The organism is Pseudomonas sp. KD5 (assembly GCF_012932895.1).
Taxonomy (GTDB): Bacteria; Pseudomonadota; Gammaproteobacteria; order Pseudomonadales; family Pseudomonadaceae; genus Aquipseudomonas.
In genome coordinates this window covers 294506-320848 of the sequence record NZ_JDWJ01000004.1, presented here as the reverse complement: position 1 = coordinate 320848, position 26343 = coordinate 294506, and the positions used below count along the sequence as shown (strand labels likewise).

At 61.6% G+C, this 26343-nt stretch carries 29 protein-coding genes and 1 pseudogene; 24 read left to right on the top strand and 6 right to left on the bottom strand.

Annotated features, from left to right (window positions below):
* The first annotated feature begins 39 nt into the window (after nt 1-39).
* Nucleotides 40-1503: a protein adenylyltransferase SelO gene (gene selO / locus AF70_RS11270; RefSeq protein ID WP_028939627.1), complete on the top strand. Its 1464-nt coding sequence runs from the start codon at nt 40-42 to the stop codon at nt 1501-1503.
* 6 nt (nt 1504-1509) lie between these two features.
* Here selO and AF70_RS11265 read toward each other — a convergent pair whose 3' ends face one another.
* Both AF70_RS11265 and AF70_RS11260 read right to left on the bottom strand, forming a co-directional pair.
* On the bottom strand, nt 1510-1872 hold the full coding sequence (locus tag AF70_RS11265) for a type II toxin-antitoxin system PemK/MazF family toxin (protein ID WP_019581887.1): 363 nt from the start codon (nt 1870-1872) through the stop codon (nt 1510-1512).
* Nucleotides 1872-2141, bottom strand: a complete 270-nt coding sequence (locus AF70_RS11260; RefSeq protein WP_019581886.1) for a PbsX family transcriptional regulator — start codon at nt 2139-2141, stop codon at nt 1872-1874. The genes AF70_RS11265 and AF70_RS11260 overlap by 1 nt, the downstream gene beginning before the upstream one ends.
* Before the next feature lie 269 nt (nt 2142-2410).
* Between AF70_RS11260 and trxC the strand changes: the two genes are divergently transcribed.
* The gene (trxC, locus tag AF70_RS11255; protein ID WP_019581885.1) at nt 2411-2845 is read left to right on the top strand and encodes a thioredoxin TrxC; all 435 of its coding nucleotides are present in this window, start codon (nt 2411-2413) and stop codon (nt 2843-2845) included.
* 7 nt (nt 2846-2852) lie between these two features.
* Here trxC and AF70_RS11250 read toward each other — a convergent pair whose 3' ends face one another.
* Complete coding sequence (locus AF70_RS11250; protein ID WP_018928585.1) at nt 2853-3623, bottom strand: ParA family protein; 771 nt, start codon at nt 3621-3623, stop codon at nt 2853-2855.
* A gap of 356 nt (nt 3624-3979) precedes the next feature.
* Between AF70_RS11250 and AF70_RS11245 the strand changes: the two genes are divergently transcribed.
* The 21 genes and pseudogenes from AF70_RS11245 to AF70_RS29650 form a co-directional block, all read left to right on the top strand.
* Nucleotides 3980-4705: a beta-ketoacyl synthase chain length factor gene (locus AF70_RS11245; protein ID WP_019581883.1), complete on the top strand. Its 726-nt coding sequence runs from the start codon at nt 3980-3982 to the stop codon at nt 4703-4705.
* On the top strand, nt 4681-5493 hold the full coding sequence (locus AF70_RS11240) for a 1-acyl-sn-glycerol-3-phosphate acyltransferase (RefSeq protein ID WP_018928587.1): 813 nt from the start codon (nt 4681-4683) through the stop codon (nt 5491-5493). Before AF70_RS11245 ends, AF70_RS11240 begins: the two co-directional genes overlap by 25 nt.
* Nucleotides 5471-5746 carry a phosphopantetheine-binding protein gene (locus tag AF70_RS11235; RefSeq protein ID WP_018928588.1) on the top strand — a complete coding sequence of 92 codons (276 nt, stop codon included), beginning with the start codon at nt 5471-5473 and terminating at the stop codon, nt 5744-5746. The genes AF70_RS11240 and AF70_RS11235 overlap by 23 nt, the downstream gene beginning before the upstream one ends.
* 9 nt (nt 5747-5755) lie before the next feature.
* The gene (locus AF70_RS11230) at nt 5756-6010 is read left to right on the top strand and encodes an acyl carrier protein (RefSeq protein ID WP_007936741.1); all 255 of its coding nucleotides are present in this window, start codon (nt 5756-5758) and stop codon (nt 6008-6010) included.
* Entirely contained in the window at nt 6007-6552 is a 546-nt protein-coding gene (locus tag AF70_RS11225) for a membrane protein (protein WP_019581882.1), read from the top strand. The genes AF70_RS11230 and AF70_RS11225 overlap by 4 nt, the downstream gene beginning before the upstream one ends.
* Entirely contained in the window at nt 6549-8231 is a 1683-nt protein-coding gene (locus tag AF70_RS11220; RefSeq protein ID WP_019581881.1) for an acyl-CoA synthetase family protein, read from the top strand. Before AF70_RS11225 ends, AF70_RS11220 begins: the two co-directional genes overlap by 4 nt.
* The gene (locus tag AF70_RS11215) at nt 8224-8958 is read left to right on the top strand and encodes a glycosyltransferase family 2 protein (protein ID WP_019581880.1); all 735 of its coding nucleotides are present in this window, start codon (nt 8224-8226) and stop codon (nt 8956-8958) included. The genes AF70_RS11220 and AF70_RS11215 overlap by 8 nt, the downstream gene beginning before the upstream one ends.
* Nucleotides 8955-9902 (top strand): glycosyl transferase, encoded by a 948-nt coding sequence (locus tag AF70_RS11210; RefSeq protein WP_019581879.1) that lies wholly within the window; start codon nt 8955-8957, stop codon nt 9900-9902. Before AF70_RS11215 ends, AF70_RS11210 begins: the two co-directional genes overlap by 4 nt.
* Nucleotides 9883-11427: a histidine ammonia-lyase gene (hutH, locus tag AF70_RS11205; RefSeq protein ID WP_019581878.1), complete on the top strand. Its 1545-nt coding sequence runs from the start codon at nt 9883-9885 to the stop codon at nt 11425-11427. The genes AF70_RS11210 and hutH overlap by 20 nt, the downstream gene beginning before the upstream one ends.
* A complete protein-coding gene (locus tag AF70_RS11200) occupies nt 11420-11845 on the top strand; it encodes a thioesterase family protein (RefSeq protein ID WP_018928594.1) in 426 nt (141 codons plus the stop codon). Before hutH ends, AF70_RS11200 begins: the two co-directional genes overlap by 8 nt.
* Nucleotides 11842-12444: an outer membrane lipoprotein carrier protein LolA gene (locus AF70_RS11195; protein ID WP_019581877.1), complete on the top strand. Its 603-nt coding sequence runs from the start codon at nt 11842-11844 to the stop codon at nt 12442-12444. Before AF70_RS11200 ends, AF70_RS11195 begins: the two co-directional genes overlap by 4 nt.
* On the top strand, nt 12428-14767 hold the full coding sequence (locus AF70_RS11190; protein ID WP_028939626.1) for an MMPL family transporter: 2340 nt from the start codon (nt 12428-12430) through the stop codon (nt 14765-14767). The genes AF70_RS11195 and AF70_RS11190 overlap by 17 nt, the downstream gene beginning before the upstream one ends.
* Complete coding sequence (locus AF70_RS11185; protein WP_028939625.1) at nt 14764-15924, top strand: hypothetical protein; 1161 nt, start codon at nt 14764-14766, stop codon at nt 15922-15924. Before AF70_RS11190 ends, AF70_RS11185 begins: the two co-directional genes overlap by 4 nt.
* Nucleotides 15911-17158, top strand: a complete 1248-nt coding sequence (locus tag AF70_RS11180; protein WP_019581874.1) for an NAD(P)/FAD-dependent oxidoreductase — start codon at nt 15911-15913, stop codon at nt 17156-17158. The genes AF70_RS11185 and AF70_RS11180 overlap by 14 nt, the downstream gene beginning before the upstream one ends.
* On the top strand, nt 17155-17880 hold the full coding sequence (locus AF70_RS11175; protein WP_019581873.1) for a class I SAM-dependent methyltransferase: 726 nt from the start codon (nt 17155-17157) through the stop codon (nt 17878-17880). Before AF70_RS11180 ends, AF70_RS11175 begins: the two co-directional genes overlap by 4 nt.
* Entirely contained in the window at nt 17880-18377 is a 498-nt protein-coding gene (locus AF70_RS11170) for a DUF3261 domain-containing protein (RefSeq protein WP_019581872.1), read from the top strand. Before AF70_RS11175 ends, AF70_RS11170 begins: the two co-directional genes overlap by 1 nt.
* Nucleotides 18374-19570, top strand: a complete 1197-nt coding sequence (locus tag AF70_RS11165) for a beta-ketoacyl-[acyl-carrier-protein] synthase family protein (RefSeq protein WP_028939624.1) — start codon at nt 18374-18376, stop codon at nt 19568-19570. The genes AF70_RS11170 and AF70_RS11165 overlap by 4 nt, the downstream gene beginning before the upstream one ends.
* A complete protein-coding gene (locus AF70_RS11160) occupies nt 19567-20025 on the top strand; it encodes a hotdog family protein (RefSeq protein ID WP_018928602.1) in 459 nt (152 codons plus the stop codon). Before AF70_RS11165 ends, AF70_RS11160 begins: the two co-directional genes overlap by 4 nt.
* Complete coding sequence (gene fabG / locus AF70_RS11155; protein WP_028939623.1) at nt 20025-20753, top strand: 3-oxoacyl-ACP reductase FabG; 729 nt, start codon at nt 20025-20027, stop codon at nt 20751-20753. Before AF70_RS11160 ends, fabG begins: the two co-directional genes overlap by 1 nt.
* A complete protein-coding gene (locus AF70_RS11150) occupies nt 20753-21979 on the top strand; it encodes a beta-ketoacyl-ACP synthase (protein WP_019581869.1) in 1227 nt (408 codons plus the stop codon). The genes fabG and AF70_RS11150 overlap by 1 nt, the downstream gene beginning before the upstream one ends.
* A 15-nt stretch (nt 21980-21994) precedes the next feature.
* Nucleotides 21995-22147, top strand: a pseudogene (locus AF70_RS29650) (excinuclease); the annotation flags it as partial.
* A 57-nt stretch (nt 22148-22204) separates the two neighbouring features.
* On the opposite strand, the gene AF70_RS11145 reads toward AF70_RS29650, so the two are convergent.
* Together AF70_RS11145 and AF70_RS11140 are read right to left on the bottom strand one after the other, a co-directional pair.
* Nucleotides 22205-22648 carry a DUF2846 domain-containing protein gene (locus tag AF70_RS11145; protein ID WP_019581867.1) on the bottom strand — a complete coding sequence of 148 codons (444 nt, stop codon included), beginning with the start codon at nt 22646-22648 and terminating at the stop codon, nt 22205-22207.
* A 92-nt stretch (nt 22649-22740) separates the two neighbouring features.
* Nucleotides 22741-23634 (bottom strand): LysR family transcriptional regulator, encoded by an 894-nt coding sequence (locus AF70_RS11140; protein ID WP_019581866.1) that lies wholly within the window; start codon nt 23632-23634, stop codon nt 22741-22743.
* A gap of 118 nt (nt 23635-23752) precedes the next feature.
* Here AF70_RS11140 and AF70_RS11135 point away from each other — a divergent pair, with 118 nt between their 5' ends.
* Nucleotides 23753-25027 (top strand): MFS transporter, encoded by a 1275-nt coding sequence (locus AF70_RS11135; RefSeq protein WP_028939622.1) that lies wholly within the window; start codon nt 23753-23755, stop codon nt 25025-25027.
* A 69-nt stretch (nt 25028-25096) separates the two neighbouring features.
* Here the strand turns inward: AF70_RS11135 and hemE are convergent, their stop codons facing one another.
* On the bottom strand, nt 25097-26164 hold the full coding sequence (gene hemE, locus AF70_RS11130; protein ID WP_028939621.1) for a uroporphyrinogen decarboxylase: 1068 nt from the start codon (nt 26162-26164) through the stop codon (nt 25097-25099).
* Nucleotides 26165-26343: the final 179 nt, after the last annotated feature.

Here is a 26343-nt window from a genome sequence, read left to right as displayed (position 1 = left end):
CCCTAGCAGAATGCTCGGACATTCTGCTGGAGATGGCCGTTGAAAGCCCTCGACGAACTGACCTTCGACAATCGCTTCGCCCGCCTGGGCGATGCGTTCTCAACCCACGTCCTGCCCGAGCCCATTGCGGCTCCGCGACTGGTGGTCGCCAGCCCCGCCGCCATGGCGCTGCTGGACCTGGACCCGGCCGAGGCCGAAACGCCAGTGTTCGCCGAGCTGTTCGGCGGCCACAAGCTGTGGGCTGAAGCCGAGCCGCGGGCGATGGTCTATTCCGGGCATCAATTCGGCTCCTACAACCCGCAGTTGGGCGACGGGCGCGGCCTGTTGCTGGGCGAGGTCTATAACGAAGCCGGCGAGCATTGGGACCTGCACCTCAAGGGTGCCGGTCAGACGCCTTACTCACGCATGGGCGATGGACGGGCGGTGCTGCGCTCCTCGATCCGCGAGTTCCTTGCCTCCGAAGCCCTGCATGCCCTGAACATTCCCACCACGCGCGCACTGTGCGTGATCGGCTCTGACACGCCGGTCTGGCGCGAGAAACAGGAACGCGCGGCCATGGTCCTGCGCCTGTCGCCGAGCCATGTACGCTTCGGGCACTTCGAATTTTTCTACTACACCAAGCGCCCCGAGCAGCAGAAAGAACTCGGCGAGCACGTGCTGGCCATGCACTTCCCACACTGCCTGGAGCAGCCGGAGCCGTACCTGGCGATGTTCCGCGAAATCGTCGAGCGTAATGCCGAACTGATCGCCAAATGGCAGGCCTATGGGTTCTGCCACGGCGTGATGAACACCGACAACATGTCGATCCTCGGCATCACCTTCGACTTCGGCCCGTTCGCCTTCCTCGACGACTTCGACGCCCACTTCATCTGCAACCACTCCGATGACCAGGGCCGCTACTCCTTCAGCAACCAGGTACCGATTGGCCAGTGGAACCTCAGCGCCCTCGCCCAGGCCCTGACACCGTTCATCAGCGTCGAAGCCCTGCGCGAGACCCTCGGCCTGTACCTGCCACTGTTCCAGGCTCACTACCTGGACCTGATGCGCCGCCGCCTCGGCCTTACTACCGCTGAAGACGACGACCAGAAACTGCTGGAGCAGCTGCTGCAACTGATGCAGAACAGCGGTGTCGATTACAGCCTGTTCTTCCGCCGCCTGGGCGATGAATCACCCGAACTGGCCGTCGCCCGCCTGCGTGATGATTTCGTCGACATCAAGGGCTTCGATGCCTGGGGTGAGCGCTACATCGCCCGGGTTGCCCGTGAAGGTGAAGCTGATCAGGCGCTGCGCCGCGAACGGATGCATGCGGTCAATCCGCTGTACATCCTGCGCAATTATCTGGCGCAAAAAGCTATCGATGCGGCGGAAAGCGGCGACTATTCAGAAGTTCGTCGACTGCACGCGGTACTGAGCAATCCGTTCGAGGAGCAGCCGGGGATGGAGAGCTACGCCGAGCGGCCACCGGAATGGGGCAAGCATCTGGAGATCAGTTGTTCGTCGTAAAGCCGGCTAATCCAGAGGATCTATGGCGCTGACGACTCGAGCGACGATGTCTGCCATCGTGACGTCATCAAGTCGTTCGATAAACTTGGCCGAACCATCGCGAACACGTTGCTCAATGTCAAAACTGCGTACCTGATTACACACTGCAACGCCGTTTGTTTCGTGGCCGGACACGATAACCGCCAGACCTGAATTTCGACTGAAACTCCCGCCACTGGTCACGGGTACAGTCATGCTGACACCCAGTGCGTTGATTTCCCTTGGCGTTATCACCACGAAGCGATGACGATTCATCATCTCTCGTCCTGCGACCGGATTCGGATCAATCCAATAGACATCGCCCCGCTGCGGGGCTTGTCGACGCACCATTAACCGAGCTCCCGGCCGACTGGATCGCCTTCACGCGCAAAGGCTGTCTGTGCGTTCAATTCGGCCATTGCTTCGGAGCCCTCAAGCAACTCTTCAAGGCTGTAACGCTTGCGAGGCGGCTGGATAACCGGACGAGCTATCAACTCGCCATCCACCACATTCAATTCCAATTGTGCCCCCACCTCCAGGTGCAGGAGCTTCAATAAGGTAGGCGGAAGAGTAATCACCGCTGCGCCGCCTTGTCGGCGGATTTTGGAGGTCACGGACATGGGATAACTCCGATCCGAAAATTGAAAGGTATCGATTTCTCGATAAGTGCAACAAAAGTAGCACGCAGATAACGGCAAAGCGAACTCTCCATAGACGATTCGGGATTCTGAAGCCTTCTTCCAGCGTAGCTACCGATCACAGACCGAATGCCCGATTAAATGTGAGCATTTGCGACACTCACTCCACAAACATCTCCCTTCAAAGACTTGATATATCCCGCTCCCGACTCCAAATCAGCTTCATACGCTCACCCGCTCGGAGGCCGCCCATGCCCGCCCCACTCCTCATCCCCTGCCCCCACTGCAACGGCCTGAACCGCATCCCCGCCGAGCGCCTCAACGATCATCCAAAGTGCGGCCGCTGCAAGGCTGATGTCCTGCTGAACAAGCCGTTCGAATTGAAGCAAGGCGATTACGCCAGTCAGATCAAGGGTGACCTGCCGTTGCTGGTGGATGTGTGGGCGGATTGGTGCGGGCCGTGCAAGTCGTTTGCGCCGGTGTTCGAGCAGGCGGCGGGGCAATTGGCGGGCAAGTGTCGGCTGGCCAAGCTGGACAGCGAGGCGAATCAACAGTTGTCGGCGCAGCTGGGGATTCGCTCGATCCCGAGCCTGATTCTGTTCAAGAACGGCCGGGAAGTGGCTCGCCAAAGCGGGGCCTTCCCGTTACCGCAGTTGATGAGCTGGTTGCGCAGTCAGGGGATCTGATTGCCTTTCAGGCATTTTCCAACAGGTTGTGCAGTTCGACGAATTGCTGGGTCAGCTTGTGCCGCGGGTCGAGGTGGATCAGCGGCGTGTTGGCCTGATGGGATTCGCGCATGCGCACCGAACTGGCCAGGTACACCGGCAGCACCGGCAGCCCTTCGGCGATCAGTTCGTCGAGGATTTGCTGGGGCAGGCTGGCGCGAGCCTGGAACTGGTTGACGACAATGCCTTCGACTTCCAGCCCTTCATTGTGGTCGTCCTTCAACTCTTCGATTTCCGCCAACAGCCCATACAGCGCCTGGCGCGAGAAGCTGTCGCAGTCGAAGGGGATCAGCACACGATCAGCAGCGATCAAGGCCGAGACGGCATAGAAATTCAGCGCTGGCGGGGTGTCGAGATAGATCCGGTCGTAATCACCGTCCAGCTCCTCGAGCAATTTACGCAGCTTGTTGATCTTGTGTTTGGCCTCAAGCTTGGGCTGCAAGTCTGCCAGCTCGGCGGTGGCAGTGATGACGTGAAGGTTGTCGAACGGAGTTTCGTAGATGTCGACCTGACCTTTCTTCGAGAACGGCCCGGAGGACAGGGTCTGCTTGAAGAAGTCGGCGATACCCATCGGGATATCCTCACCGGTGAGCCCCGTCAGGTATTGAGTGGAGTTGGCCTGGGCATCGAGATCCACCAATAACGTGCGATAGCCTTCGCTGGCGCTGACCGCCGCCAGATTGCAGGCAATGCTTGATTTGCCCACGCCACCTTTCTGATTGAACACCACGCGCCGCATGTCTAAACCTCCGTGTATCAAAGAATCACCGAGTGTAGTAGTCCACATCGCTGCTTAGCTACCTCGCCAGCATCTAGACTACACAGTCATAGGCAAATCTCTGGCCGGAAAAGCTGCCAACTCGTCCATTGATAGCAGACAGTGCCGACAGACATGTCCGCCGCATTGTGGATAATGGCCAAATGACAGCCTTTCGCGAACCAGACGGTACATTTCGTTGCGCAAAATGTAACCAGCATTTGCTACACGTCCGCAGCACCGGGATAATGCGCGCCACTCGGCGTTAAGCGCCACGTCAGGTCAGCCGCGGTTCTTGCGACTCACCGCGTTAAAGGAAGCCCGCAGGGGCGGGATGAATGTCTGTGATCAACTTCAACATCGCCCAATGGCGCGCTTGGGCCCCTGGGCTTGAAAGCGTGGATGATTGGCAGGCCTGGAGCCGACAACCGGTCGTGCTCGAGCCCAGCGATGCCGCCCCGGATGTGTCGTTTCTGCCGGCCATGCAGCGTCGGCGACTCAGCCGTCTGGCGCGGATGGCGTTCAGTGTCGGCTGGCCCTTGGCCGATGGTCATCCGGATTTACCGTTGGTCTTTATTTCTCGCCACGGCGAAACCCCGCGCACCTTCGAAATTCTCAGCGATCTGGCGACCGACCAACCGTTGTCGCCCACCCAGTTCAGCCTGTCGGTGCACAACGCGGTCATCGGTCTGTGGTCGATCATGCGTGGCGAAACCAGCGAAATGACCGCCCTCGCCGCCGCAGGCGATGGCCTTGAACACGGCATGCTGGAGGCCGCGGCGCTGCTTGAGGAAGGCGCGCCCGCAGTACTGCTGATCGTCACCGAAGAGCAACCGCCCGCCGCCTACTCCGCCTGGATCGATGATGTGCCTTTCCCTTATGCGGTCGGCCTGTTGATCACCCCCGGCAATCAGTGGCAACTATCGCTGAACAGCGCCCCGCACACGTTGTCCAAAGCCCGCTGGCCCCATGCCCTGAATCTGTTGCGTACGCTGCTCGGCCAGCAAACAACCTGCCAACATGCCTGGAAAAATCGTGTATGGACCTGGCAACGCAACCCGTAACCGATAAGAACCGCGACGCCTACTACTGGCGCCTGCTGGCCACCGCCGCAAGCTTCACCCTGTTCGGGTTGAGCAGCCTGTGCCTGCGACTGGTGGTGTTCCCGTTGTTGAACTGCCTGCCGGGAGACGCTCAGGTCCATCGTCAGCGCGCGCGACATACGGTCAGTCGGTGTTTCTGGTTTTTCATTCGGTTCATGGCGCGCAGTGGCGTGCTGACCTATGACATACAGGGGGCGGAAAAGCTCGGGCGTCCAGGCCAAATGATCGTCGCCAACCACCCCTCGTTGATCGATGTGGTGTTTTTGATCGGCCTGGTGCGCCACGCCAACTGCGTGGTCAAGAAAAGCCTCTGGGAAAACCCGTTCACTCGCGGTCCGCTACGCTGTACCGAATACATCAGCAACGATGGCAGCATGGACATGCTCGACGCCGCTGCCGACGCGCTGAAAAGCGGTCAGACCCTGATCATCTTTCCCGAGGGCACCCGGACCCGACCCGGCCAACCACCGGCCTTTCATCGGGGGGGCGCGGCAATCGCGCTGCGCGGTGCGAGAATCCTCACCCCGGTGATTATCAAGGTCAACCCGACCACATTGACCAAGGCCGAACCCTGGTATCGGATCCCCAAACGCCGCGTGCACTTCAGTTTTCGCGTCGGGGCCGATATAGACCCACAGGCCTTCGCTACGCAAGGCCCTGCACCCCAGGCCTCGCGCAAGCTCAACGACTATTTGCACTCTTACTTTATCAAGGAGCTCGCCGAAGATGAGCGATCAGAACACCGTTAGCCTGATGCAGGAAATCAAAGAGCTGATCATCGAAGCCCTGGGCCTCGAAGACATCAGCGTCGACGACATCGGCGACAACCAGACGCTGTTCGGCGAAGGCCTGGGCCTGGACTCGGTAGACGCGCTGGAACTCGGCCTGGCGATCCAGAAAAAGTACGGTATCAAAATCGATGCCGACGCCAAGGACACCCGTAATCACTTCAGCAACGTGGCGAGCCTTGCGGCGTTCGTCACTGCAAAACAGGCAGCTTGAGACCGGACCATGCAAACTCGTGACGATATTTTCAACACCCTGCGCGATGCTCTGGTCGAACTCTTCGAGCTGGACCCCGAGCGCATCAGCCTGGAATCCAACCTGTACCAGGATCTGGAAATCGACAGCATCGATGCGGTCGACCTGATCGATCACATCAAACGCCAGACCGGCAAGAAAATCGCCGCCGAAGAATTCAAATCGGTGCGTACCGTCAGCGACGTGGTCGAGGCGGTCTACCGTCTGGTTCAGCCCGCCGCATGAGCCGACTGATCGGCCTTGGCCTGCTGCTCGCAGGCCTGCTGTACCCCTTTGCGGTGTATTTCGGCATGGAGCATTTTGCCCCGTGGCAGTTCGGTCTGCTGCTGGGCAGCCTGTGGCTGGCGCGAGCACTGACCGGCGAACGGCGCCCCGGCAGCCTGTGGATGTCCACGGCCGCCATCGCGTTCTGCTTGCTGCTGGCAGTGTTCGACAGCCCGGTGCTGCTGCGTTGGTACCCGGTGCTGATCAGCGCGTTCATGCTGGCGCTGTTCGGTCTTAGCCTGAAATACGGCCCGCCGATGGTCGAACGCCTGGCCCGCCTGCGAGAACCGGAATTACCGCCCAGGGCCATTCGCTACACCCGCCAGGTGACCATTGCCTGGAGCGTGTTTTTTCTCTGCAACGGTTTGTGCGCCGCCGCCCTGACCCTTTGGGCGCCGCTGAGCTGGTGGATGTTGTACACCGGCCTGATCTCCTATGGATTGATCGGCCTGATGTTTGCCATTGAATGGCTGATACGACAACGGGTACGAGGCCACCCATGAATTGGATAAAACTTGAGCAACTGCTGCTCAAGGCTCAGCCGGAGCGTGCCGTGACGGCCGAGCCGGCGTTGAATCACGCGCAATTGTGCGACCGGGCCCTGAGCCTGGCTGCCGGTCTGCAAGCCCAGGGCGTGCAGCGCATCGCCGTGCATCTTGAAGACGCCGCCGACCTGGCCATTGCCCTGCTCGGCGCCTGGCGTGCCGGGGTCAGCGTACTGCTGCCCGCCGACCTGCAAGCGCAGACGCGCCAGCGCTGGTCGACCGAGGTCGATCTGTGGCTGACCGATCAGGCCGACGATGCACACCTGAGCGATTATCGGCATCCGCCGCTGCCGGCCCACCCGCTGGACCTGGATCGTTGTCAGCTGAGCCTGTGCACCTCCGGCTCCAGTGGCGAACCCAAGCGCATCGACAAAACCCTGCGCCAACTGGCCAATGAAGTCGAAGCGCTGGAGCACTTGTGGGGCGCAGATCTGGGCGAAGCCTGCATCATCGGCAGCGTCGCCACCCAGCACATCTACGGGCTGCTGTTTCGGGTGTTGTGGCCGCTGTGTGCCGGGCGTTCGTTCGTGCGCAAGCAACTGGCTTTCCCCGAAGACTTGCAACGCGCCAGCCGCGAACACCCGGCCTTCGCCTGGGTTGCCAGCCCGGCGCTGCTCAAGCGCATGGGCGACAACCTCGACTGGCCAGCGCTGAGTGCAGTGCGCCGAGTGTTCTCCTCCGGTGGTGCGTTGCCCGCCGAAGCGGCGCAGAGCCTGCACGAACGCCTGCAACAATGGCCGACCGAGATCCTCGGCAGCTCGGAAACCGGCGGCATCGCCTGGCGTCAGGGTCAGAACCTCTGGCAGCCCTTCGCCGGCGTGGAGCTGAGCCAGGACAGCGATGGCGCCCTGCTTATCGCATCGCCATACCTGCCGGAAGGTCATATCGAACACACCGCCGATGCCGCGCGCATCACCGCCGACGGCCGTTTCGAGCTGTTGGGGCGGCTGGACCGGATCGTCAAACTGGAAGAAAAACGTATCTCGCTACCAATGCTCGAACACGCGCTGATGGCGCACGCCTGGGTCGCCGAAGCGCGCCTGGGAGTGGTTCAGGAAAACCGCGCCTCATTGGGGGCGCTGCTGGTGCTCAGCGAGCGAGGTATGCACGCGTTACGCAATCAGGGACGACGCAGCCTCACGCAGGCGTTGCGTCAGCATCTGAGCCAGCACTGTGAAACGCTGGCCCTGCCACGACGCTGGCGCCTGTTGCGGCAGTTGCCGCTGAACGCGCAGGGCAAACTGCCCCAGGCTGAGGTTGAAGCCTTGCTGCTGGCGCCCCGCCCAAAGGCGCCGCAAGTGCTGGAGCAGGTCGAAGCCGATGGTGAGTGGAGCCTGCAACTGGCCGTCCCGCCGGACCTGGCGTATTTCAGCGGACACTTTCCCCGGGCCCCGGTATTGCCCGGCGTGGTGCAAGTGGAGTGGGCAATGAGCCTGGGCCAACAATTGATGGACCTGCCGGCAAAGTTCGCCGGCATGGAAGTGCTGAAATTCCAGCAACTGGTGCGCCCTGGCGATGAAATCCAGTTGCACCTGCGCTTCGACCCGGTGCGCGGCAAATTGTATTTCGCCTATCGCAACGAAACCGCCACCTGCTCCAGCGGGCGGATTTTGCTGGAGGCTGCCAGCGATGCATAACCCCTGCGCCGTAATCCCGGTCTACAACCACGAAACCGCAATCACTGCCGTGGTCGATGCGCTGCTTGCCTGTGACCTGCCCTGCATTCTGGTGGACGATGCCAGCAGCCCCGCCTGCGCCAAGGTACTCGACCAACTGGCGCAGCGCGACAGGGTTTATCTGATCCGGCTCACCATCAATCAGGGCAAGGGCGGCGCAGTGATGACCGGCCTGCGGGAGGCTTCGCGCCTGGGCTTCAGCCATGCCTTGCAGGTGGACGCCGACGGCCAGCACGACCTGCAAGACGTCAAGGTCTTCATCGAATATTCACGCAACCATCCCGAAGCGGTGATCTGTGGCTATCCGCAATACGACGCCAGCGTGCCGAAGGGTCGTTTGTACGCGCGCTACCTGACTCACGTCATGGTCTGGATCAACACCCTGTCACTGCAGATTCGCGACTCGATGTGCGGCTTCCGTGTCTATCCATTACCGCCAACCCTGGCACTGATCGACTCGGCCAGGATCGGCAAGCGCATGGACTTCGACTCCGACATTCTGGTGCGCCTGGCCTGGCGCAATCAACCGATGCAATGGCTGAAAACCAGAGTTCATTACCCGCTGGACGGCGTTTCGCATTTCCGGCTGTTCTACGACAACGTACTGATTACGAGCATGCACACCCGGCTGTTCTTCGGCATGTTGCTGCGAGCACCGGTGATCCTCTGGCAACGGTGGCGGGCATGAACGGCAATGTAGACAAACAGCACTGGGCCGACCGCCAGGAGCGTGGCAGTTTCTGGCTGATGAAGTTCACCGCATTCTGCGCAAAGGTCTTGGGCCGACGCCTGCTGAGCCCGCTGCTCTACGGCATCGTGCTGTATTTTTTCCTGTTCGGACGCAGCGCCCGCCAAAGCGCCTGGCAATACCAGCAGCGGCTCGCCGACTGGAGCGGGCGCAGCGAATTGCGTCCGACTCATTGGCGGGTGTTCGGCCAGTTCATGGCCTTCGCCGACTCCATGCTCGACAAACTCGACGTGTGGAACGGCAAGCTGAGCATCGAACAGATCGAAATCATCGACCCGGCGCTGCTGCGCAACAAACTGCGTGGCACCCGCGGGCAGATGCTGGTGGGCGCGCACCTGGGCAATCTCGAGGTCTGCCGGGCACTGGCCGAGATCGGCGAGAAAGTCACCATGAACGTGCTGGTGCACACCAAGCACGCCGAGCAATTCAACCGCCTGCTGGGCGAAGCCGGGGCAACCAATCTGCGGCTGATCCAGGTCAGCGAACTCGACCCGGTGATCATGTTGCAACTGCATGAGCGCCTGGAGCGCGGCGAGTGGCTGGCAATTGCCGGCGACCGTGTGCCGCTTCATGGCGGGCGCAGCGTGACGGTGGATTTTCTCGGTCACCAGGCAGCGTTCCCGCAAGGCCCGTGGCTGCTGGCCGGTCTGCTGAAATGCCCGGTCAATCTGCTGCTGTGCCTGAAGAAACCCACGGGCGACTATCGACTGACCCTCGAACCGTTCACCGAGGCGGTGGTGTGGAAACGTAGCGAGCGCGAACAGGTCATTCATCAGTGGGCTTCGCGCTATGCCGAACGCCTGGGTCACTATTGCCTCGAAGCGCCCCAACAATGGTTCAACTTTTACCCTTTCTGGAAGACCGATGACGACGCCAACGCTTGAGCCGGTAACCTTCGGCGAACTCCCTTTGTGCATCGAAGACGTGCTGGCCCTGGCCAACCGTCAGGTGCCGACGCAGTTGCAGGGCGACCCCGAGTTTCGCCAGCGCATTGCCAAGGGTCCGCAGTTCCTTGACTCCCTGCTGGACAAGGAAGGCGTGATCTATGGCGTGACCACTGGTTATGGCGATTCCTGTGTGGTGGCGGTGCCGCTGCACCACGTCGAAGCCCTGCCTCGTCATCTGTACACATTCCACGGCTGCGGCCTGGGCAAACTGCTTGATGCCCAGGCCACCCGTGCGGTGCTGGCGGCACGTTTGCAGTCGCTGTGCCAGGGCGTGTCCGGGGTGCGCGTGGAGTTGCTGGAGCGCCTGCAAGCGTTCCTCGAACACGACATCCTGCCGCTGATTCCGGAAGAAGGTTCCGTGGGCGCCAGCGGTGATCTGACGCCGCTGTCCTACGTCGCCGCGACCTTGTCCGGCGAGCGCGAAGTGATGTTCCGCGGCGAACGCCGGCAAGCGGCTGATGTGCACAAGGAACTGGGTTGGCAACCGCTGGTATTGCGCCCCAAGGAAGCCCTGGCGCTGATGAACGGCACCGCCGTGATGACCGGCCTTGCGTGCCTGGCTTACGCCCGTGCCGATTACCTGCTGCAACTGGCCACGCGCATCACCGCGCTGAACGTGGTCGCTTTGCAGGGCAACCCGGAGCACTTCGACGAGCGCCTGTTCGCCGCCAAACCCCATCCAGGGCAGATGCAAGTCGCCGCGTGGTTGCGCAAGGATCTGGCGATCGACGCGCCGACCGCGCCGCTGCATCGCCTGCAAGACCGTTACTCCCTGCGTTGCGCGCCACACGTGCTCGGTGTACTGGCCGACAGCCTGAACTGGCTGCGCTCGTTCATCGAGATCGAACTCAACAGCGCCAACGACAACCCGATCATCGACGCCGAAGCCGAACGCGTGCTGCACGGCGGGCACTTCTACGGCGGCCACATTGCGTTCGCCATGGACAGCCTGAAAAACCTGGTGGCCAACGTCGCCGACTTGCTCGACCGTCAACTCGCGCTGCTGGTGGACGAACGTTACAACCATGGCTTGCCGAGCAACCTGTCCGGCGCCACCGCCGACCGTGCGATGCTCAATCACGGCTTCAAGGCCGTGCAGATCGGCACCAGCGCCTGGACCGCCGAAGCCCTGAAAAACACCATGCCGGCCAGCGTCTTCTCGCGCTCCACCGAGTGCCACAACCAGGACAAAGTCAGCATGGGCACCATCGCCGCTCGCGACGCCATCCGCGTGCTGGAGCTGACCGAACAGGTCGCCGCTGCCACCCTGCTGGCGGCCAATCAAGGCGTGTGGCTGCGTGGCCAGGCTGAAGACGCGCGCCCACTGCCACCGGCCCTGGCCGCGATGCACGAAGAATTGGCCAAGGACTTCCCGCCGGTCATCGAAGACCGCGCCCTGGAAGGCGAATTGCGCCTGTGCCTGCAACGCATCGCCGAGCAACACTGGAGGCTGCATGCGTAGCAAGGGAGTGCTTCACACCGATACGGAAATCCTCGTCCCGTTCTTTGACGTCGACACCATGAACGTGGTCTGGCACGGCCATTACGTCAAATACCTGGAAGTCGCCCGCTGTGCGCTGCTGGACAGGATCGGCCACAACTACGACGCCATGGTTGCGTCGGGTTACGCATGGCCGGTGATCGACTTGCAGTTGCGCTATGTGCGCGGCGCCGTGTTCGGCCAGAAGCTGAATGTGCGCGCCAGCCTGGTGGAATGGGAGAACCGACTGAAGATCAATTACCTGATCAGCGATCTCGCAACCGGCGAACGTCTGACCCGCGCTGTTTCAGTGCAGGTTGCCGTCGACATGAGCAGCCGCGAAATGCAGTTGGCTTCGCCCAAGGTGTTTACCGACGCGGTTGAAAGGGTGCTGCCATGAATTCGCTTTTCAAATGCCTTGGCGCTTTAGCGTTGCTCGGGCTTTCATCGTTGGCCCAGGCCTTCGATCTGCAGCAACTGAGCGATCAACTGGCCAAACCCGATGTGATCCACGGCAACTTCATCCAGGAAAAACACCTGCGTGCCCTGCCCCAGCCGCTGACCAGCAAGGGCACCTTCGTTCTGGCGAAGAGTCACGGCTTGCTCTGGCTGCTGAAAACACCGCTGCAACAGGACTACCGCATCAGCGACAAGGGCATTGCCCGGCGGGATGCCAGCGGCTGGCAAATGCTGCCGAACAAGAGTGCCGGCGCCGAACAGAACCGTTTGTTCCTCGCCGTGCTGCAAGGCGACAGCAGTGGCCTGCAACGGGATTTCGAGCTGTCGCTGAGCGGCGATGCGCAGAACTGGAAACTGACCCTGACCCCGCGTTCGATGCTGCTCAAGCAGGTGTTCAACCAGATCAACATTGACGGCGGCGAACTGGTGCACAACATCGAGCTGCTCGAAACCCAGGGTGACCGAACCCTGTTGCGCATGCAGGACAGCACCAGCGCCCAACCTTTGAGCGATGCGGAGCAACATGACTTTGCCGAGTGAACGGACGCTGCCACGGCTGTTTCTGATCCTGCTGCTGGCGGTGCTCGCGCTTGCCGGTTGGCAGTGGCGCGATGGCGCTCCACTGTCCGCCAACCTGATGGAACTGGTGCCAGGCACCGCGCCGGACGCGCTGGAACTGCGCGCCGAACAACGCATGCAAGAACCGCTGAACCGGGAAATGCTGGTGCTGGTCGGCCATAAAAACCGTCAGCAAGCCATCGCCATGGCGCAAAAAATCGGTGAGCAGTGGCAGGCCAGCGGCGTGTTCGAAAAGGTCCAGTGGAACCTGCAAGCCGACTTGCCGGCGCTGCGCACGCAATTGCTGCAAGGCCGACTGGCGATGCTGTCCGCGGCCGACCGCCAGCAACTCATCGAGCACCCCGACGCCTTTATCCAGCAACGGGTGCAAGCCCTGTTCGATCCCTTCACCGGGTTCAGCCTGGTGCCGAGCCAGGATGACTGGCTCGGCCTGACCGGGCGCATCCAGAACAGCCAGCCACAGCGCGGCTCGGTGCAGTTGGACATCGGCAGCGGCGTGCTGGCCGCCGATGCCGACGGCAAGAGCTGGGTGATGCTGCGGGCGCGAACCGTCGGCAACGCATTCGACATGAACCTGCCGCTGCAAGTGGCCGACCTGCTCCAGCACAGTCGCGAAGAAGCCGCCCAGGCGGATGTACAACTGCTCGCCGCCAGCGGCCTGCTGTATGCCGCCAGCGGTCAACGGCAAGCCGCGCGCGAGATCACCTGGGTCGGTGGCGGCGCCACCGTGGGGATTCTGTTGCTGCTGTTGCTGGCCTTCCGGCGTTGGCGGGTGGTGCTGGCGTTCGTCCCGGTGCTGGTGGGCATGCTGTTCGGCGCGGTGGCCTGCGTGGCGCTGTTTGGTCAGATGCATGTGATGACGCTGGTGCTGGGCTCAAGCCTGATCGGCGTGGCGGTGGATTACCCACTGCATTACCTGTCGAAAAGCTGGAGCCTGAAACCCTGGCACAGTTGGCCGGCGTTGCGCCTGACCCTGCCAGGGCTGACGCTGAGCCTGATCACCAGTTGCATCGGCTACCTGGCCCTGGCCTGGACGCCGTTCCCGGCCCTGACCCAGATTGCCGTGTTCTCCGCCGCTGGCCTGCTCGGCGCTTATCTGTCGGCGGTGTGCCTGCTGCCGGCGCTGCTCAAGGGCGCGCAACTGCGTCCGGCGCAATGGCCGATGCGTATCGCCGAGTCTTTGCTGGCACTGCGTGAATTGCTGCTCAAATACGTACGCACGCCGGTGTTGCTGGCGCTGTTGATCGCCTTCTGTGTTGGCGGTCTGTTGCAGTTGCAGACCAAAAACGACATTCGCCAATGGGTCGGCGCACCGCAGCAACTGACGGACGAAGCCCAGACCATTGCGCGCATCACCGGCTATCAACCCACCAGCCAGTTTTTCCTGGTGCGCGCGGCCAATCAGCAGGAGTTGCTCGAACGCCAAACGGCACTGAGCGAGCGCCTGGATCAATTGGTCAACCTGGAAAAACTCCAGGGCTACCTGTCGCTCAACCAACTGGTCAGCCCGCCGAACGAACAGCACAAAGTGCGTGATGCACTGAGCAAGCTGCCGCAGTTCTGGCAACCGTTGCTCGACCTTGGCGTGCCTGCTGACGCGCTGCAAGCCGAGTTGGTGAAGCTACAGGCGCTGCCCACCGAAGATATCGACGCGGCCCTGGCCGGCCCATTGGCCGAGCCCTACCGCACCCTGTGGCTGGGGCCGACCGATAACGGCGTGGCCGCGATGGTCAGCCTGCAAGGCTTGAACAATCCCGCGTTGTTGCGGGTCCAGGCGCTGGACTTGCCGGGTGTGCAACTGGTCGACCGCCTCGGCGACCTGAACAAGGTATTTGCCGCAACTCAAATCAGCGCCGCTGAATTGAAACTCGCCTCCTGCGTGTTGATCGTGCTGGTGCTGATCCTGCCATTCGGTCTCGGTGGCGCGCTGCGAATCGTCTCCCTGCCGCTGCTGGCGGCCCTGTGCAGCCTGGCAAGCCTCGGCTGGCTCGGTCAGCCGCTGACGCTGTTCAGCCTGTTCGGCCTGCTGCTGGTGACGGCCATCAGCGTCGACTACGCGATCCTCATGCGCGAACAGATCGGCGGTGCCGCCGCGAGCCTGCTGGGCACCATGCTGGCAGCCGCAACCACATGGCTATCGTTTGGCCTGCTGGCGGTGTCCAGCACACCGGCTGTGAGCAACTTCGGCCTGTCGGTGAGCCTCGGCCTGGCGTACAGCTTCATCCTGGCGCCGTGGGCCGGACGCCAAGTCCACACCGCCCCGGTTGCGGAGCCAGCAGCATGATGGTCGCGGCGTTCTGGGTCATGGCCCTGGTGTTGTTCGCCATGGCCACCCATGTCGGTAGACGTTTCGGTCTGATTCCGATCGTCAGCCAGTTGTTGCTGGCAACCTTCGGCCTGCCGCTGCTGATGTATTTCTGGATCGAACCGGGCTGGCAACTGAGCGGTGCCGACCTGATCTCGCCGGGTTGGCTGAAGAACCTCTACAGCCTGAGCTTTGCCTTGCTGCTGGGGCACATCCTCAGCGACGTGATCGACCTGCGACTGGATCGCCAGAGCCTGAAAATCGCCCTGCCGAGTTTCTGCATTCCGTTTGCCTGCGGGCTGGCGACAGCGGTCTGGCTACTGCCGCCACAGCCGTGGATCAGCTCGCTGGCGGTCGGTCTGTTGTTCGCCATCACAGCGATTCCGGTGTTGTACCTGTACCTGCGACACATCAACTACCCGCCCGCCGCCACCCGACGCCTGGTGCAGACCGCGATATTGATCGACCTGACTTGCTGGACCCTGTTCGCGTTCGCCCAGGGCAGCCTGCACCTGAGCAGCCTGTTGCTGCCGCTGGCCGGCGCCTGCCTGCCGTTGTTGCTGCGACTGCTCGGCTTGCGCCAACCGTTGCTGTACAGCGGCTGCTTCTTTGCACTGCTGGTGGTTGCCGAACACTTCAAGCTCAATGCGCTGATTTTCGGCATTGGTTACCTACTGTGCATGGCCGCGCTCAAGGTGCCGTTGGTGCTGCCATTGCCGACGGCGTGGATGAGTCGTTTGCAGACCTGGATCGCCATCCCGTTGATCCTCACGTTCGGCATCGTGCAGATCAACGTGCACAACGCCCTCGACAGTCTCGGTGGGGTGCAATTGGCCGCGCTTCTTCTGTTGCCGATCGCCAGCAAATTGTTGGGCAACTGGCTGGGCCTCGGCTGGGCCGGCGTCTCGTTTGAAGGTGCCAGCCGCTGGCGGGAAAGCCTTTTACTGAATATCCGCGGCTTGAGCGAAATCGTCTTTCTCAACCTGCTGCTGCAACAACAACTCATCAGCCCCGAGCTGTATTTCGCGCTGATGTTGATGGGCCTGATCGCAACCCTGCTGCCGGCACTCGCCGGCATGCACCGAATCCCTTTGAACATCGCCGCCCCGGCAAGGAGCACCCGTGCCAACAGTTGAAATGGAACGTCGTCAGGTGGTGGTGATCGGTGCCGGCCCCTCGGGCGCCATCGCCGCCGCGCTGCTCAAGCGCAAAGGCCATGATGTGCTGATGATCGAACGCCAGCATTTCCCACGGTTTTCCATCGGTGAAAGCCTGCTGTCCCACTGCCTGGATTTCGTCGAAGAAGCCGGCATGCTCGACGCGGTCAATGCGGCCGGTTTCCAGTTGAAGAACGGTGCGGCATTCGCCTGGGGCGATCAGTACAGCACCTTCGATTTCGGCGAGACGTTCAGCAACGGCAAGCCGACGACCTTCCAGGTCCAGCGCGCCGACTTTGACAAGCTGCTGGCCGACCAGGCTGAATTGCAGGGAGTCGACGTCCGTTACGGCGAAGCCATCGTCAGCGTTGATTTCAGCTTGGCGAAACCGCAGCTCGATGTACTTCGCGAAGATGGCAGCCAATACCGCGTCGAGGCCGATTTCGTGCTCGATGCCAGCGGCTACGGTCGCGTACTGCCTCGCTTGCTGGACCTTGAGGCACCGTCGAACTTTCCGGTGCGCCAGGCGGTGTTCACCCACGTCGAAGACTGTATCGACAGCCCGGCTTTCGAACGGGAAAAAATCCTCATTACCACCCATCCGACCCAGCGCGACATCTGGTTCTGGACCATCCCGTTCAGCAACGGTCGCTGCTCGGTGGGCGTCGTGGCAGCCGCCGAACACTTCGCAGGCCGCACCGAGAATCTGGACGATTGCCTGCGCGGTTTCATCGCCGAAACGCCAAGCCTGGCCGGGGTGCTGAACAACTCCGTATGGGATACCCCTGCGCGGACCATCGGCGGCTACTCGGCCAACGTCAAAACCCTGCATGGCCCTGGCTTCGCCTTGTTGGGCAATGCCGCAGAATTTCTCGACCCGGTGTTCTCCTCCGGCGTGACCATCGCCATGCGTTCGGCGAGCATGGCCGCCGGGGTGCTGCACCGCCAACTGCAAGGTGAAAGCGTCGACTGGCAGACCGAATTCGCCGAACCGCTCAAGCGCGGCGTCGACACCTTCCGTTGCTACGTCGAAGGCTGGTACGCCGGGACCTTTCAGGACGTGATTTTTTATCAGGGCGGTACAGAGGATATTCGCCGCATGATCAGCTCGATCCTCGCGGGTTACGCCTGGGATGAACGCAACCCGTTCGTCAGCGAACCTAAACGTCGACTGCGGATGATCTCGGACCTGTGCGCAAAGGATGCGACATGAGTTATTGGAGCGACAACTACGTCGAAGAAACCCGTTTCGGCTTCTGGTTCCTGCGCAGCCACACCTGGCAGCACCATGTATTGCGAGTGGCGATCAACGATTTGCGCAGCCTGTTCAGCGAGCCATTGCCCAACAAACCGGTCTTGCTCGACGCCGGCTGCGGCCAGGGCAAGTCGTTCCAGTACCTGCGCCAGACCTTCGCACCCAAACGCCTGATCGGGCTGGATGCCGACCCTCACAGCCTGAACCTGAGCGGAGAAGAAGCGGCCCGCCAGGGCATGGAGGTAGAGCTGATCGGCAGTGACTGCGCGAGCATTAAAGTGCCGGACGCCAGCGTCGATCTGCTGTTCTGTCACCAGACCTTCCATCATCTTGTCGAGCAGGATCAGGCCCTGGCCGAGTTCTATCGGGTGCTCAAGCCGGGCGGTTATCTGCTGTTCGCCGAGTCCACCGAGGCTTACATTGATACGTGGGTGATTCGCTGGCTGTTCCGCCACCCGATGCACGTGCAAAAGAGCGCCGCCGGCTACCTGGAGATGATTCGTCGGCAGGGTTTTGAATTCGGCCCGCAAAACGTGTCTTACCCTTACTTGTGGTGGAGTCGCGCCAAGGATTTCGGCCTGCTCGAACGCTTCGGCTTGCGTCAGCCAAAACCCTTTGGCCAACGGGAAGAAACCCTGGTCAATGTGGTCGCGCGCAAGCCCCTTGAAGAGAGTGTCTGATGATCCGTTTGCTGCTTCTGGGTTGTGTCCTGCTGCTGAGCGCCTGTGCTAGCCAGACGCCGCTGCCCGAGCGAACCCCGAACCTGGCGTTGCCGCTGCAATTGCACATCGAACGGCAGATGGCCGAGCAGCGTCAGGACTGGCTGCTGGTGATCCAGCGTGAAGGCCCGGGCATTCGGTGGTCGATGATGGACCCGTTGGGAATTCCCGTGGCACGACAGAAACTGATCGATGGCCAATGGCAAGCCGACGGTCTGCTACCACCCAATCCGGAAGCCCGGGAGCTGTTCGCCGCCCTGTTGTTTGCATTGACTCCCGAAGGCGAGTTGCACGGCAACTATCCCGCTGCCCGGCAGCATGACGGGCAACGATCATTGTCAGCGCGCTGGAACATCCGCTATTCACAACCAAGTCTTTCGCAACCACCGAGCTTTGAATTGAACGTATCCCAAGGCCCGCACTATCGCGTCACCCCGTTAGGCGAAAACACGCCATGACCGCTTACCTGAATGCCCTCGGGGTAATCTGCGCCCTCGGCCGCGACAAGCAGGAAGTCGCCCGCAACCTGTTTGCCGGCGATTGCTCGGGCATACGCAACGAGGCCGGCTGGGTCGCGGAGCGCTCGTTGCCCGTGGCGGCGGTGCGTGGTGAGCTGGCACCGATTCCGGTTGAGCTGGCTCATCAAAGCAGTCGCAACAATCAATTGCTGCTGGAGGCCGCGCTGCAAATTCGCCAAGACATCGAGCAGGCGATCCAGACCTACGGCCGCGACCGTATCGGCGTCATTCTGGGCACTAGCACCTCAGGCATCGACGAGGCCAGCCGCGGCCTGGCCCATTACATCCGTGAACATCACTTCCCGGCCGATTATGACTATCAGCAGCAAGAGCTCGGCGCTCCGGCGACGTTTCTCGCCGACTGGCTGCAATTGAGCGGCCCGGCCTATGTGATCTCCACCGCCTGCACCTCCAGCGCCCGCGCGCTGATGAGTGCCCAACGGCTGCTCGACCTGGGCATGTGCGATGCTGTGTTGTGCGGTGGTGTCGACAGTTTGTGCAAGCTGACCCTCAATGGCTTCTCAGCCCTGGAAGCGGTGTCCGAGCAGCGCTGCAACCCGTTCTCGGCGAACCGCAACGGCATCAATATCGGCGAAGCCGCGGTGCTGTTCCTGATGAGCAAAACCGCCGGCAGCAGCCAACCGATTGCTTTGCTCGGCAGTGGCGCCAGCTCCGATGCACACCATATTTCCGCGCCGGAACCCACCGGCCGTGGCGCCCGGCAAGCCATGCACAAAGCCTTGAGCCGCGCAGGCCTGCAACCCCAACAGATCAGCTATCTGAACCTGCACGGCACCGCCACCCAACACAATGACGCCATGGAAAGCCTGGCTGTGACGGCGCTGTTTCCACAAGGCGTGCCCTGCTCGTCGACCAAGCCGATGACCGGCCATACCCTCGGCGCCGCTGGAGCCCTGGAAGCGGCGTTCTGCTGGTTGAGCCTGAGCGCGGATAACCACGAGCATGTCCTGCCGCCCCATGTCTGGGACGGGCAGCCCGACCCCGAGTTGCCGGCATTGCATTGGGTGACCCCGACCGACCACCTGACGTCCATTGCACCCCGCTACCTGATGAGTAATTCCTTTGCCTTTGGTGGCAATAACGTCAGCCTGATTATCGGAGACGCCTCATGATTACCTGGCCGCTCGCCGAATTGCTGCCCCATGCCGGCGACATGATCCTCATCGATCAGATCCTGTCGTTCGACGACGAGCAGATCTATACCCGACTCACCGTCAAACCCGGCGGCCTGTTCAATCGCCCCGACGGCAGTCTGCCGGCCTGGGTCGGCATCGAGCTGATGGCCCAGAGCGTCGCCGCTTATGCCGGCTGCCATGCGCGCCAGAAAGGCAATGCGGTGGAACTGGGCTTCCTGCTCGGCAGCCGCAAATTCGAATGCAACGTGGAACACTTCCCCGCCGGCACCGAGCTGACCATCCATGGGATACGCTCGCTGGAAGACGACAACGGCATGGGCGTGTTCGAATGCCACATCACCGCCCCCGGCATCCACGCGACCGCCCGGTTGAACGTGTTCCGCCCGCCTCAAGCCGCTCAATATCTGCATGAATCCCAAGGAGTCGAGTGATGACTGAATCCGTACTGGTCACCGGCTCCAGCCGTGGTATTGGCCGCGCCATCGCATTGCGTCTGGCCCGGGCCGGGCATGACATCGTGCTGCACTGCCGCAGCGGCTTGGCGGACGCCGAAGCCGTCAAAGCCGAAGTGGAAGCCTTGGGCCGCAACGCGCGCATCCTGCAATTCGACGTCAGCAGCCGCGCCAGCTGCAAAGCCATTCTTGAAGCCGATGTCGAAGCCCATGGCGCCTATTATGGCGTGGTGCTCAACGCTGGCCTGACCCGCGACGGCGCTTTTCCGGCCCTGAGCGAGGAGGATTGGGATGTGGTGATGCGCACTAACCTCGACGGTTTCTACAACGTGCTGCACCCGGTGATGATGCCGATGATCCGTCGTCGCGCCGCCGGGCGGATTGTTTGCATTACTTCGGTGTCCGGGCTGATCGGCAATCGCGGGCAGGTCAATTACAGCGCCTCCAAGGCCGGGCTGATCGGCGCGGCCAAGGCGTTGGCGATTGAGCTGGGCAAGCGCAAAATCACGGTTAACTGTGTCGCACCCGGCCTGATCGACACGGCGATGCTCGATGAAAACGTGCCGGTGGAAGAACTGATGAAAATGATCCCCGCACAACGCATGGGCACCCCGGAAGAGGTGGCCAGTGCAGTGAATTTCCTGATGTCGGCGGAAGCCTCGTACATCACCCGGCAGGTTCTGGCCGTCAACGGAGGCCTGTGCTGATGAAGCGCGTCGTCGTCACCGGCATGGCCGGCATCACCTCACTGGGCAGCGACTGGGACACCATCGCCGCCAACTTCGCCGCCAACCGCAGCGGCATTCGTCGCATGCACGAGTGGGATCGCTTTACCGAACTCAATACCCGCCTGGCCGGGCCGATCGACGACTTCCAGGTGCCCGGCCACTGGACGCGCAAGCAACTGCGCAGCATGGGCCGGGTATCGCGGCTGGCAGTCGGCGCTGCAGAACAGGCCCTGGCGGACGCCGGGCTGCTGGGTGACGAGTCGATCAAGGACGGGCGCATGGGCGTGTCCTGCGGCTCGTCCACCGGCAGCACCGACGAGATCAAGGCGTTCGGCAAAATGTTGCTCAATTCGGTGGCCGAAGGCCTGAACGCCAACTCCTACGTGCGGATGATGCCGCACACCACGGCAGCGAATATCAGCATCTTCTTCGGCCTCACCGGCCGACTGATCCCGACCTCCAGTGCCTGCACCAGCGGCAGCCAGGGCATCGGTTACGCCTACGAGTCGATCAAGTTCGGCCGCCTGCCGCTGATGCTCGCCGGCGGTGCCGAAGAGCTGTGCCCGACCGAGGCCATGGTGTTCGATGCGCTCTACGCCACCAGCCTGAAAAACGATGCCCCGCAAACCAGCCCGCGCCCTTACGACAGCGGCCGCGATGGCCTGGTCATCGGTGAGGGCGGCGGCATGCTGGTACTCGAAGAACTCGAACACGCCCTGGCGCGTGGCGCCCGCATCCACGCCGAGATCGTCGGTTTCGGCAGCAACGCCGACGGCCAGCATGCCACCCGCCCCGAGCTGATCACCATGCGCCGGGCCATGGAGCTGGCTTTGGAAGACGCCGGGCTCGACCCAAGCGCCATCGGTTATGTAAATGGTCACGGTACGGCGACAGAACAGGGCGACATTGCCGAAACACTGGCGACCAACAGTTTGTTCGGCGAACACATGCCGATCAGCTCGCAGAAGAGCTTCCTCGGCCACACCCTGGGAGCCTGCGGCGCGCTGGAGTCCTGGTTCAGCATCGAAATGATGAACCGCGACCTGTACGTGCACACCTTCAACCTCGATGAGGTCGATCCCCAGTGCGGCAAGCTCGATTACCTGCGCGGTGAATTCCGGCAGATGAGCAACCAGTACGTGATGAACAACAACTTCGCTTTTGGTGGGGTCAACACCTCGTTGATCTTCCGCCGCTGGTCGTAAACGAAATACCAGGGTCAAGGAGACCAGCATGCCGGCGCCAACGCCGTGACCAACATCGTCAGCTTCTACAAGAGCAATGAGCGTAAGGATGCCAAGACGTATGAGTACCACACCGGGGCGATCATGGCCGGGGTTGCGTTGAAGGGGGATTTGGCGAAGGTCCAGTAACAACACTTGTGGCGAGGGGGCTTGCCCCCACGCTCAGCGCAGGGGCCGCCCAGACACTTACTGCGCTTGAATCAACTTGCTTTCAGCGACACCAGCACGGCCTGTCTTGTCGTCGACGACTTGCAGGTTGTTACGCGCCTTGATGAAACCCACTTTCACTTCCTGCCAGACAAAGTAGTTTTTGCCCGCTTCTGCGGTGAGTTTCAGTTCCGAGTCGTTTTCCGCCGAAGACACCAGAGTCTGCTGGCCAGCCGGGACAGCCAACATCAGATAGGACTTGGCGACTGTCTGCCCTACAGGCTTGCCATTGAGGGTCACCGGCATTTTCACCCCGGCACCCATGCTCTCGTTGCGATAAACATAGATATTGGCTTTGTCGGGGCTTACCTGGAACGTCTTCGCTTGAGCGTCCAGGGTTTCATCGGCCATTTTTACCGAAGCACAACCACCGGTCAGAGCAAACAATGCCAGCAATGCGGTGAACGTTAACTGCTTGAACATCCTGTATCTCCCTGGTTTGTGATGAGTCCAATGACAGTATCGGCCGATACGCTAAAAGACCTAGGGCTGCTCCCAATAAAAGCCTTGAAGCCCTATGGTGTCAGCTTGCGCGTCAACAACTCCACAAACGCCTTGGCCATCGGCGACTTCTGATCCTTGCGCTGCACCAGCCACACCGCCGAAATCGCCTCTGGATCGAGCAATGGCCGATACACCACGCCATCAATGCGCATCCGCTGATAAGACGCCGGCAACACCGATACCCCCAAACCCGCCGCCACCAGCCCGATGATGGTCATCGCCTCGCCCGCCTCCTGGGCAAAGTGCGGGCTGAAGCCGGCGTCCCGCGCTAGGCTGAGCAGTTGTGCGTACAGACCGCTGCCATAGCTGCGCGGGAAAAATACGAACGGCTCGAGGGCCAGAGCGGACAGGAACAGACCTTCTTCGCTGCCATCCACCAGCGGATGCTTGGAGCTGAGCACCGCCACCAATGGCTCACGCATCAGTTCCACCACGCTGAGGGAGTCCGGCAAGCCCAACGGTCGCATGATGCCGACCTCGATCGACTCGTCCACCAGCGCATCGGCCACTTGGGTGCTGCTCATTTCCCGCAGGTTCAGGTGCACCGCCGGGAAGCGCTGGCGAAATGAGAAAATCGCCTGGGGAATGGTCGAGTTGAACGGCGCCGACGAGGTGAAGCCGATCTTCAGTTCACCCAATTCACCAAGTTGTGCCCGCCGAGCCACATCCGCCGCTTTGTCGACCTGCGCCAGCGCCAGCCGCGCCTCTTCCAGAAACAGCCGACCGGCCTCACTCAGCTCGACCCGACGATTGGTCCGCTCGAACAGACGCGCCCCCACTTCCTGTTCCAGCGCCTGAATCTGCTGGCTCAGCGGCGGCTGCGAGATGCCCAGCACTTGGGCGGCGCGGCCGAAATGCAGTTCTTCGGCGACGGCAATGAAGTAGCGCAGGTGACGCAATTCCATGAAAACTCCATTAGGTCGTTAAACCTATCAAACAGGTCGAACAATATATTGGATAGAAACATTAGCCAGCTATATGATTTTTTCATTGCCTGACCGGCTGCGTCCTCCGAGGTCCGAAGTGAAAACTGCTGTCGCCCCACTCGCCCATGAAATCCCGCCCGCCGCGCTGAATGATGTCGTCGCTGAACGCAACGAGATCTACATCGAGAAAGGCACACCGATGTTTATGCGCACGGTGCTGGCGCTGTTCTCCGGAGGCTTCGCGACCTTTGCCCTGCTCTACTGCGTGCAGCCGATGATGCCGCTGCTGTCCCGCGAGTTTTCCATCAATGCGGCCCAGAGCAGCCTGATCCTGTCGGTCGCCACCGGCCTTCTCGCCATCGGCTTGCTGATCACCGGCCCCATCTCCGATCGCATCGGGCGTAAACCGGTGATGGTCGCCGCACTGTTCGCCGCCGCACTCTGCACCATGGCCAGTGCGATGATGCCGAGCTGGCAAGGCGTGCTGGTGATGCGGGCGCTGGTCGGGCTGTCGCTGAGCGGTCTGGCGGCGGTGGCAATGACTTACCTGAGTGAAGAAATTCACCCGCAGCACATCGGCCTGGCCATGGGCTTGTACATCGGTGGCAACGCCATCGGCGGCATGTGTGGACGCTTGATCGTCGGGGTGCTGATCGACTTCGTCAGCTGGCACACGGCAATGCTGGTCATCGGCGGCCTGGCGCTGATTGCCGCTGCGGTGTTCTGGAAAATCCTTCCCGAGTCGCGCAATTTCCACGCCCGCTCGCTGCACCCGCGTAGCCTGCTCGACGGCTTCACCATGCACTTTCGCGACGCCGGCCTGCCGCTGCTGTTTGTCGAAGCGTTCGTGCTGATGGGCGCGTTCGTTACCCTGTTCAACTACATCGGCTATCGCCTGCTGGCCGAGCCGTATCACATGGACCAGGCCCTCGTCGGGCTACTCTCGGTGGTGTACCTGTCGGGCATCTACAGCTCGGCGAAAATCGGCGCCCTGGCCGACCAGCTCGGCCGGCGCAAAGTGCTCTGGGTAACCATTGTGGTGATGCTCGCGGGCCTTGCGTTGACGATGTTTACGCCCCTGCCAGTAGTGATCTTCGGCATGCTGGTCTTCACCTTCGGCTTCTTCGGCGCGCATTCGGTGGCCAGCAGCTGGATCGGTCGTCGCGCGACCAAGGCCAAGGGGCAGGCGACGTCGTTGTACCTGTTCAGCTATTACGCCGGGTCGAGTATCGCGGGGACGGCGGGCGGTATGGCCTGGCATCTGGGTGGCTGGAACGGGATCGGGCTGTTCATCAGCGGATTGCTGGTGATTGCGCTGTTGGTGGCGTTGAAATTGGCGAAGTTGCCGCCGTTGGAGAATTTGAAAGCTTAAGGCTGCGATCTTTTTGATTTTGATGCAAAAACGCCCGGCAAATGCCGGGCGTTTTTTATCGGGCGACGATCACTCGTGATACTGCGCCGACAATTCATGCACCGCGCGCAAGAAAGCGCCTGCGTGCTCCGGATCAACTTCCGGCGTAATGCCATGGCCGAGGTTGAACACGTGGCCACTGCCCTTGCCGTAGCTGGCGAGAATCCGGCCGACTTCGGCGCGGATGGCTTCTGGCTTGGCGTAAAGCACGGTCGGGTCCATGTTGCCTTGCAGGGCGACTTTGTTGCCGACGCGCTGACGGGCCTCACCGATGTCGCAGGTCCAGTCCAGGCCCAGTGCGTCAGCACCGGCGTCGGCGATGCTTTCCAGCCACAGGCCGCCGTTCTTGGTGAACAGGATGACCGGCACTTTGCGGCCTTCGTGTTCACGGATCAGGCCGCTGACGATTTTGCGCATGTAGGCCAGGGAGAATTCCTGGTACGCCGCCGCCGAGAGATTGCCGCCCCAGGTGTCGAAGATCTGCACCGCTTGCGCGCCGGCCAGGATCTGGCCATTGAGATACGAAGTGACCGACTGCGCGAGCTTGTCCAGCAGCAGGTGCATGGCTTGCGGGTTGTCGTAGAGCATGGCCTTGGTCTTGCGGAAGTCTTTCGACGAACCGCCTTCAACCATGTAGGTGGCCAAGGTCCATGGGCTGCCGGAAAAACCGATCAGCGGCACACGGCCGTTCAGTTCGCGGCGGATGGTGCTGACTGCGTCCATCACATAGCCGAGGTCTTTCTGTGGATCAGGAATCGGCAAGGCTTCGATGTCAGCCAGGGTGCTGACAACTTTCTTGAAGCGCGGACCTTCGCCGGTCTCGAAGTACAGGCCTTGGCCCATGGCATCGGGGATGGTCAGGATATCGGAGAACAGGATCGCCGCATCCAGTTGCGGATAGCGGTCGAGCGGTTGCATCGTGACTTCGCACGCGAACGCCGGGTTCATGCACAGGCTCATGAAGTCACCGGCATTGGCACGGCTGGCGCGGTATTCAGGCAGGTAGCGACCGGCCTGACGCATCATCCACACAGGGGTGACGTCTACGGGTTGCTTGAGCAGGGCGCGAAGGAAACGGTCGTTCTTCAGGGCAGTCATGTCGGCATCCGGAAAAAAAGTGCGGGCATTTTCTCAGAGCGCGACGCAAAAGGCACGGCAAGAGCCGATCCTTTTGTCTATCGGGTCAATTTGTCGCGGTGAAATGCAGACTTTGCAGCACCACAAAACACTGTAGGAGCCGGCTTGCTGGCGATTCAGACGACGCGGTGTATCAGGTA

Bases quoted from the DNA above. Each gene is read 5' to 3' on its own strand.
- AF70_RS11265 (WP_019581887.1), bottom strand. From the start codon at position 1,872: ATGGTGCGTCGACAAGCCCCGCAGCGGGGCGATGTCTATTGGATTGAT.
- AF70_RS11260 (WP_019581886.1), bottom strand. From the start codon at position 2,141: ATGTCCGTGACCTCCAAAATCCGCCGACAAGGCGGCGCAGCGGTGATT.
- trxC (WP_019581885.1), top strand. From the start codon at position 2,411: ATGCCCGCCCCACTCCTCATCCCCTGCCCCCACTGCAACGGCCTGAAC.
- AF70_RS11250 (WP_018928585.1), bottom strand. From the start codon at position 3,623: ATGCGGCGCGTGGTGTTCAATCAGAAAGGTGGCGTGGGCAAATCAAGC.
- AF70_RS11245 (WP_019581883.1), top strand. From the start codon at position 3,980: ATGTCTGTGATCAACTTCAACATCGCCCAATGGCGCGCTTGGGCCCCT.
- AF70_RS11240 (WP_018928587.1), top strand. From the start codon at position 4,681: ATGGACCTGGCAACGCAACCCGTAACCGATAAGAACCGCGACGCCTAC.
- AF70_RS11235 (WP_018928588.1), top strand. From the start codon at position 5,471: ATGAGCGATCAGAACACCGTTAGCCTGATGCAGGAAATCAAAGAGCTG.
- AF70_RS11230 (WP_007936741.1), top strand. From the start codon at position 5,756: ATGCAAACTCGTGACGATATTTTCAACACCCTGCGCGATGCTCTGGTC.
- AF70_RS11225 (WP_019581882.1), top strand. From the start codon at position 6,007: ATGAGCCGACTGATCGGCCTTGGCCTGCTGCTCGCAGGCCTGCTGTAC.
- AF70_RS11220 (WP_019581881.1), top strand. From the start codon at position 6,549: ATGAATTGGATAAAACTTGAGCAACTGCTGCTCAAGGCTCAGCCGGAG.
- AF70_RS11215 (WP_019581880.1), top strand. From the start codon at position 8,224: ATGCATAACCCCTGCGCCGTAATCCCGGTCTACAACCACGAAACCGCA.
- AF70_RS11210 (WP_019581879.1), top strand. From the start codon at position 8,955: ATGAACGGCAATGTAGACAAACAGCACTGGGCCGACCGCCAGGAGCGT.
- hutH (WP_019581878.1), top strand. From the start codon at position 9,883: ATGACGACGCCAACGCTTGAGCCGGTAACCTTCGGCGAACTCCCTTTG.
- AF70_RS11200 (WP_018928594.1), top strand. From the start codon at position 11,420: ATGCGTAGCAAGGGAGTGCTTCACACCGATACGGAAATCCTCGTCCCG.
- AF70_RS11195 (WP_019581877.1), top strand. From the start codon at position 11,842: ATGAATTCGCTTTTCAAATGCCTTGGCGCTTTAGCGTTGCTCGGGCTT.
- AF70_RS11190 (WP_028939626.1), top strand. From the start codon at position 12,428: ATGACTTTGCCGAGTGAACGGACGCTGCCACGGCTGTTTCTGATCCTG.
- AF70_RS11185 (WP_028939625.1), top strand. From the start codon at position 14,764: ATGATGGTCGCGGCGTTCTGGGTCATGGCCCTGGTGTTGTTCGCCATG.
- AF70_RS11175 (WP_019581873.1), top strand. From the start codon at position 17,155: ATGAGTTATTGGAGCGACAACTACGTCGAAGAAACCCGTTTCGGCTTC.
- AF70_RS11170 (WP_019581872.1), top strand. From the start codon at position 17,880: ATGATCCGTTTGCTGCTTCTGGGTTGTGTCCTGCTGCTGAGCGCCTGT.
- AF70_RS11165 (WP_028939624.1), top strand. From the start codon at position 18,374: ATGACCGCTTACCTGAATGCCCTCGGGGTAATCTGCGCCCTCGGCCGC.
- AF70_RS11160 (WP_018928602.1), top strand. From the start codon at position 19,567: ATGATTACCTGGCCGCTCGCCGAATTGCTGCCCCATGCCGGCGACATG.
- fabG (WP_028939623.1), top strand. From the start codon at position 20,025: ATGACTGAATCCGTACTGGTCACCGGCTCCAGCCGTGGTATTGGCCGC.
- AF70_RS11150 (WP_019581869.1), top strand. From the start codon at position 20,753: ATGAAGCGCGTCGTCGTCACCGGCATGGCCGGCATCACCTCACTGGGC.
- AF70_RS11145 (WP_019581867.1), bottom strand. From the start codon at position 22,648: ATGTTCAAGCAGTTAACGTTCACCGCATTGCTGGCATTGTTTGCTCTG.
- AF70_RS11140 (WP_019581866.1), bottom strand. From the start codon at position 23,634: ATGGAATTGCGTCACCTGCGCTACTTCATTGCCGTCGCCGAAGAACTG.
- hemE (WP_028939621.1), bottom strand. From the start codon at position 26,164: ATGACTGCCCTGAAGAACGACCGTTTCCTTCGCGCCCTGCTCAAGCAA.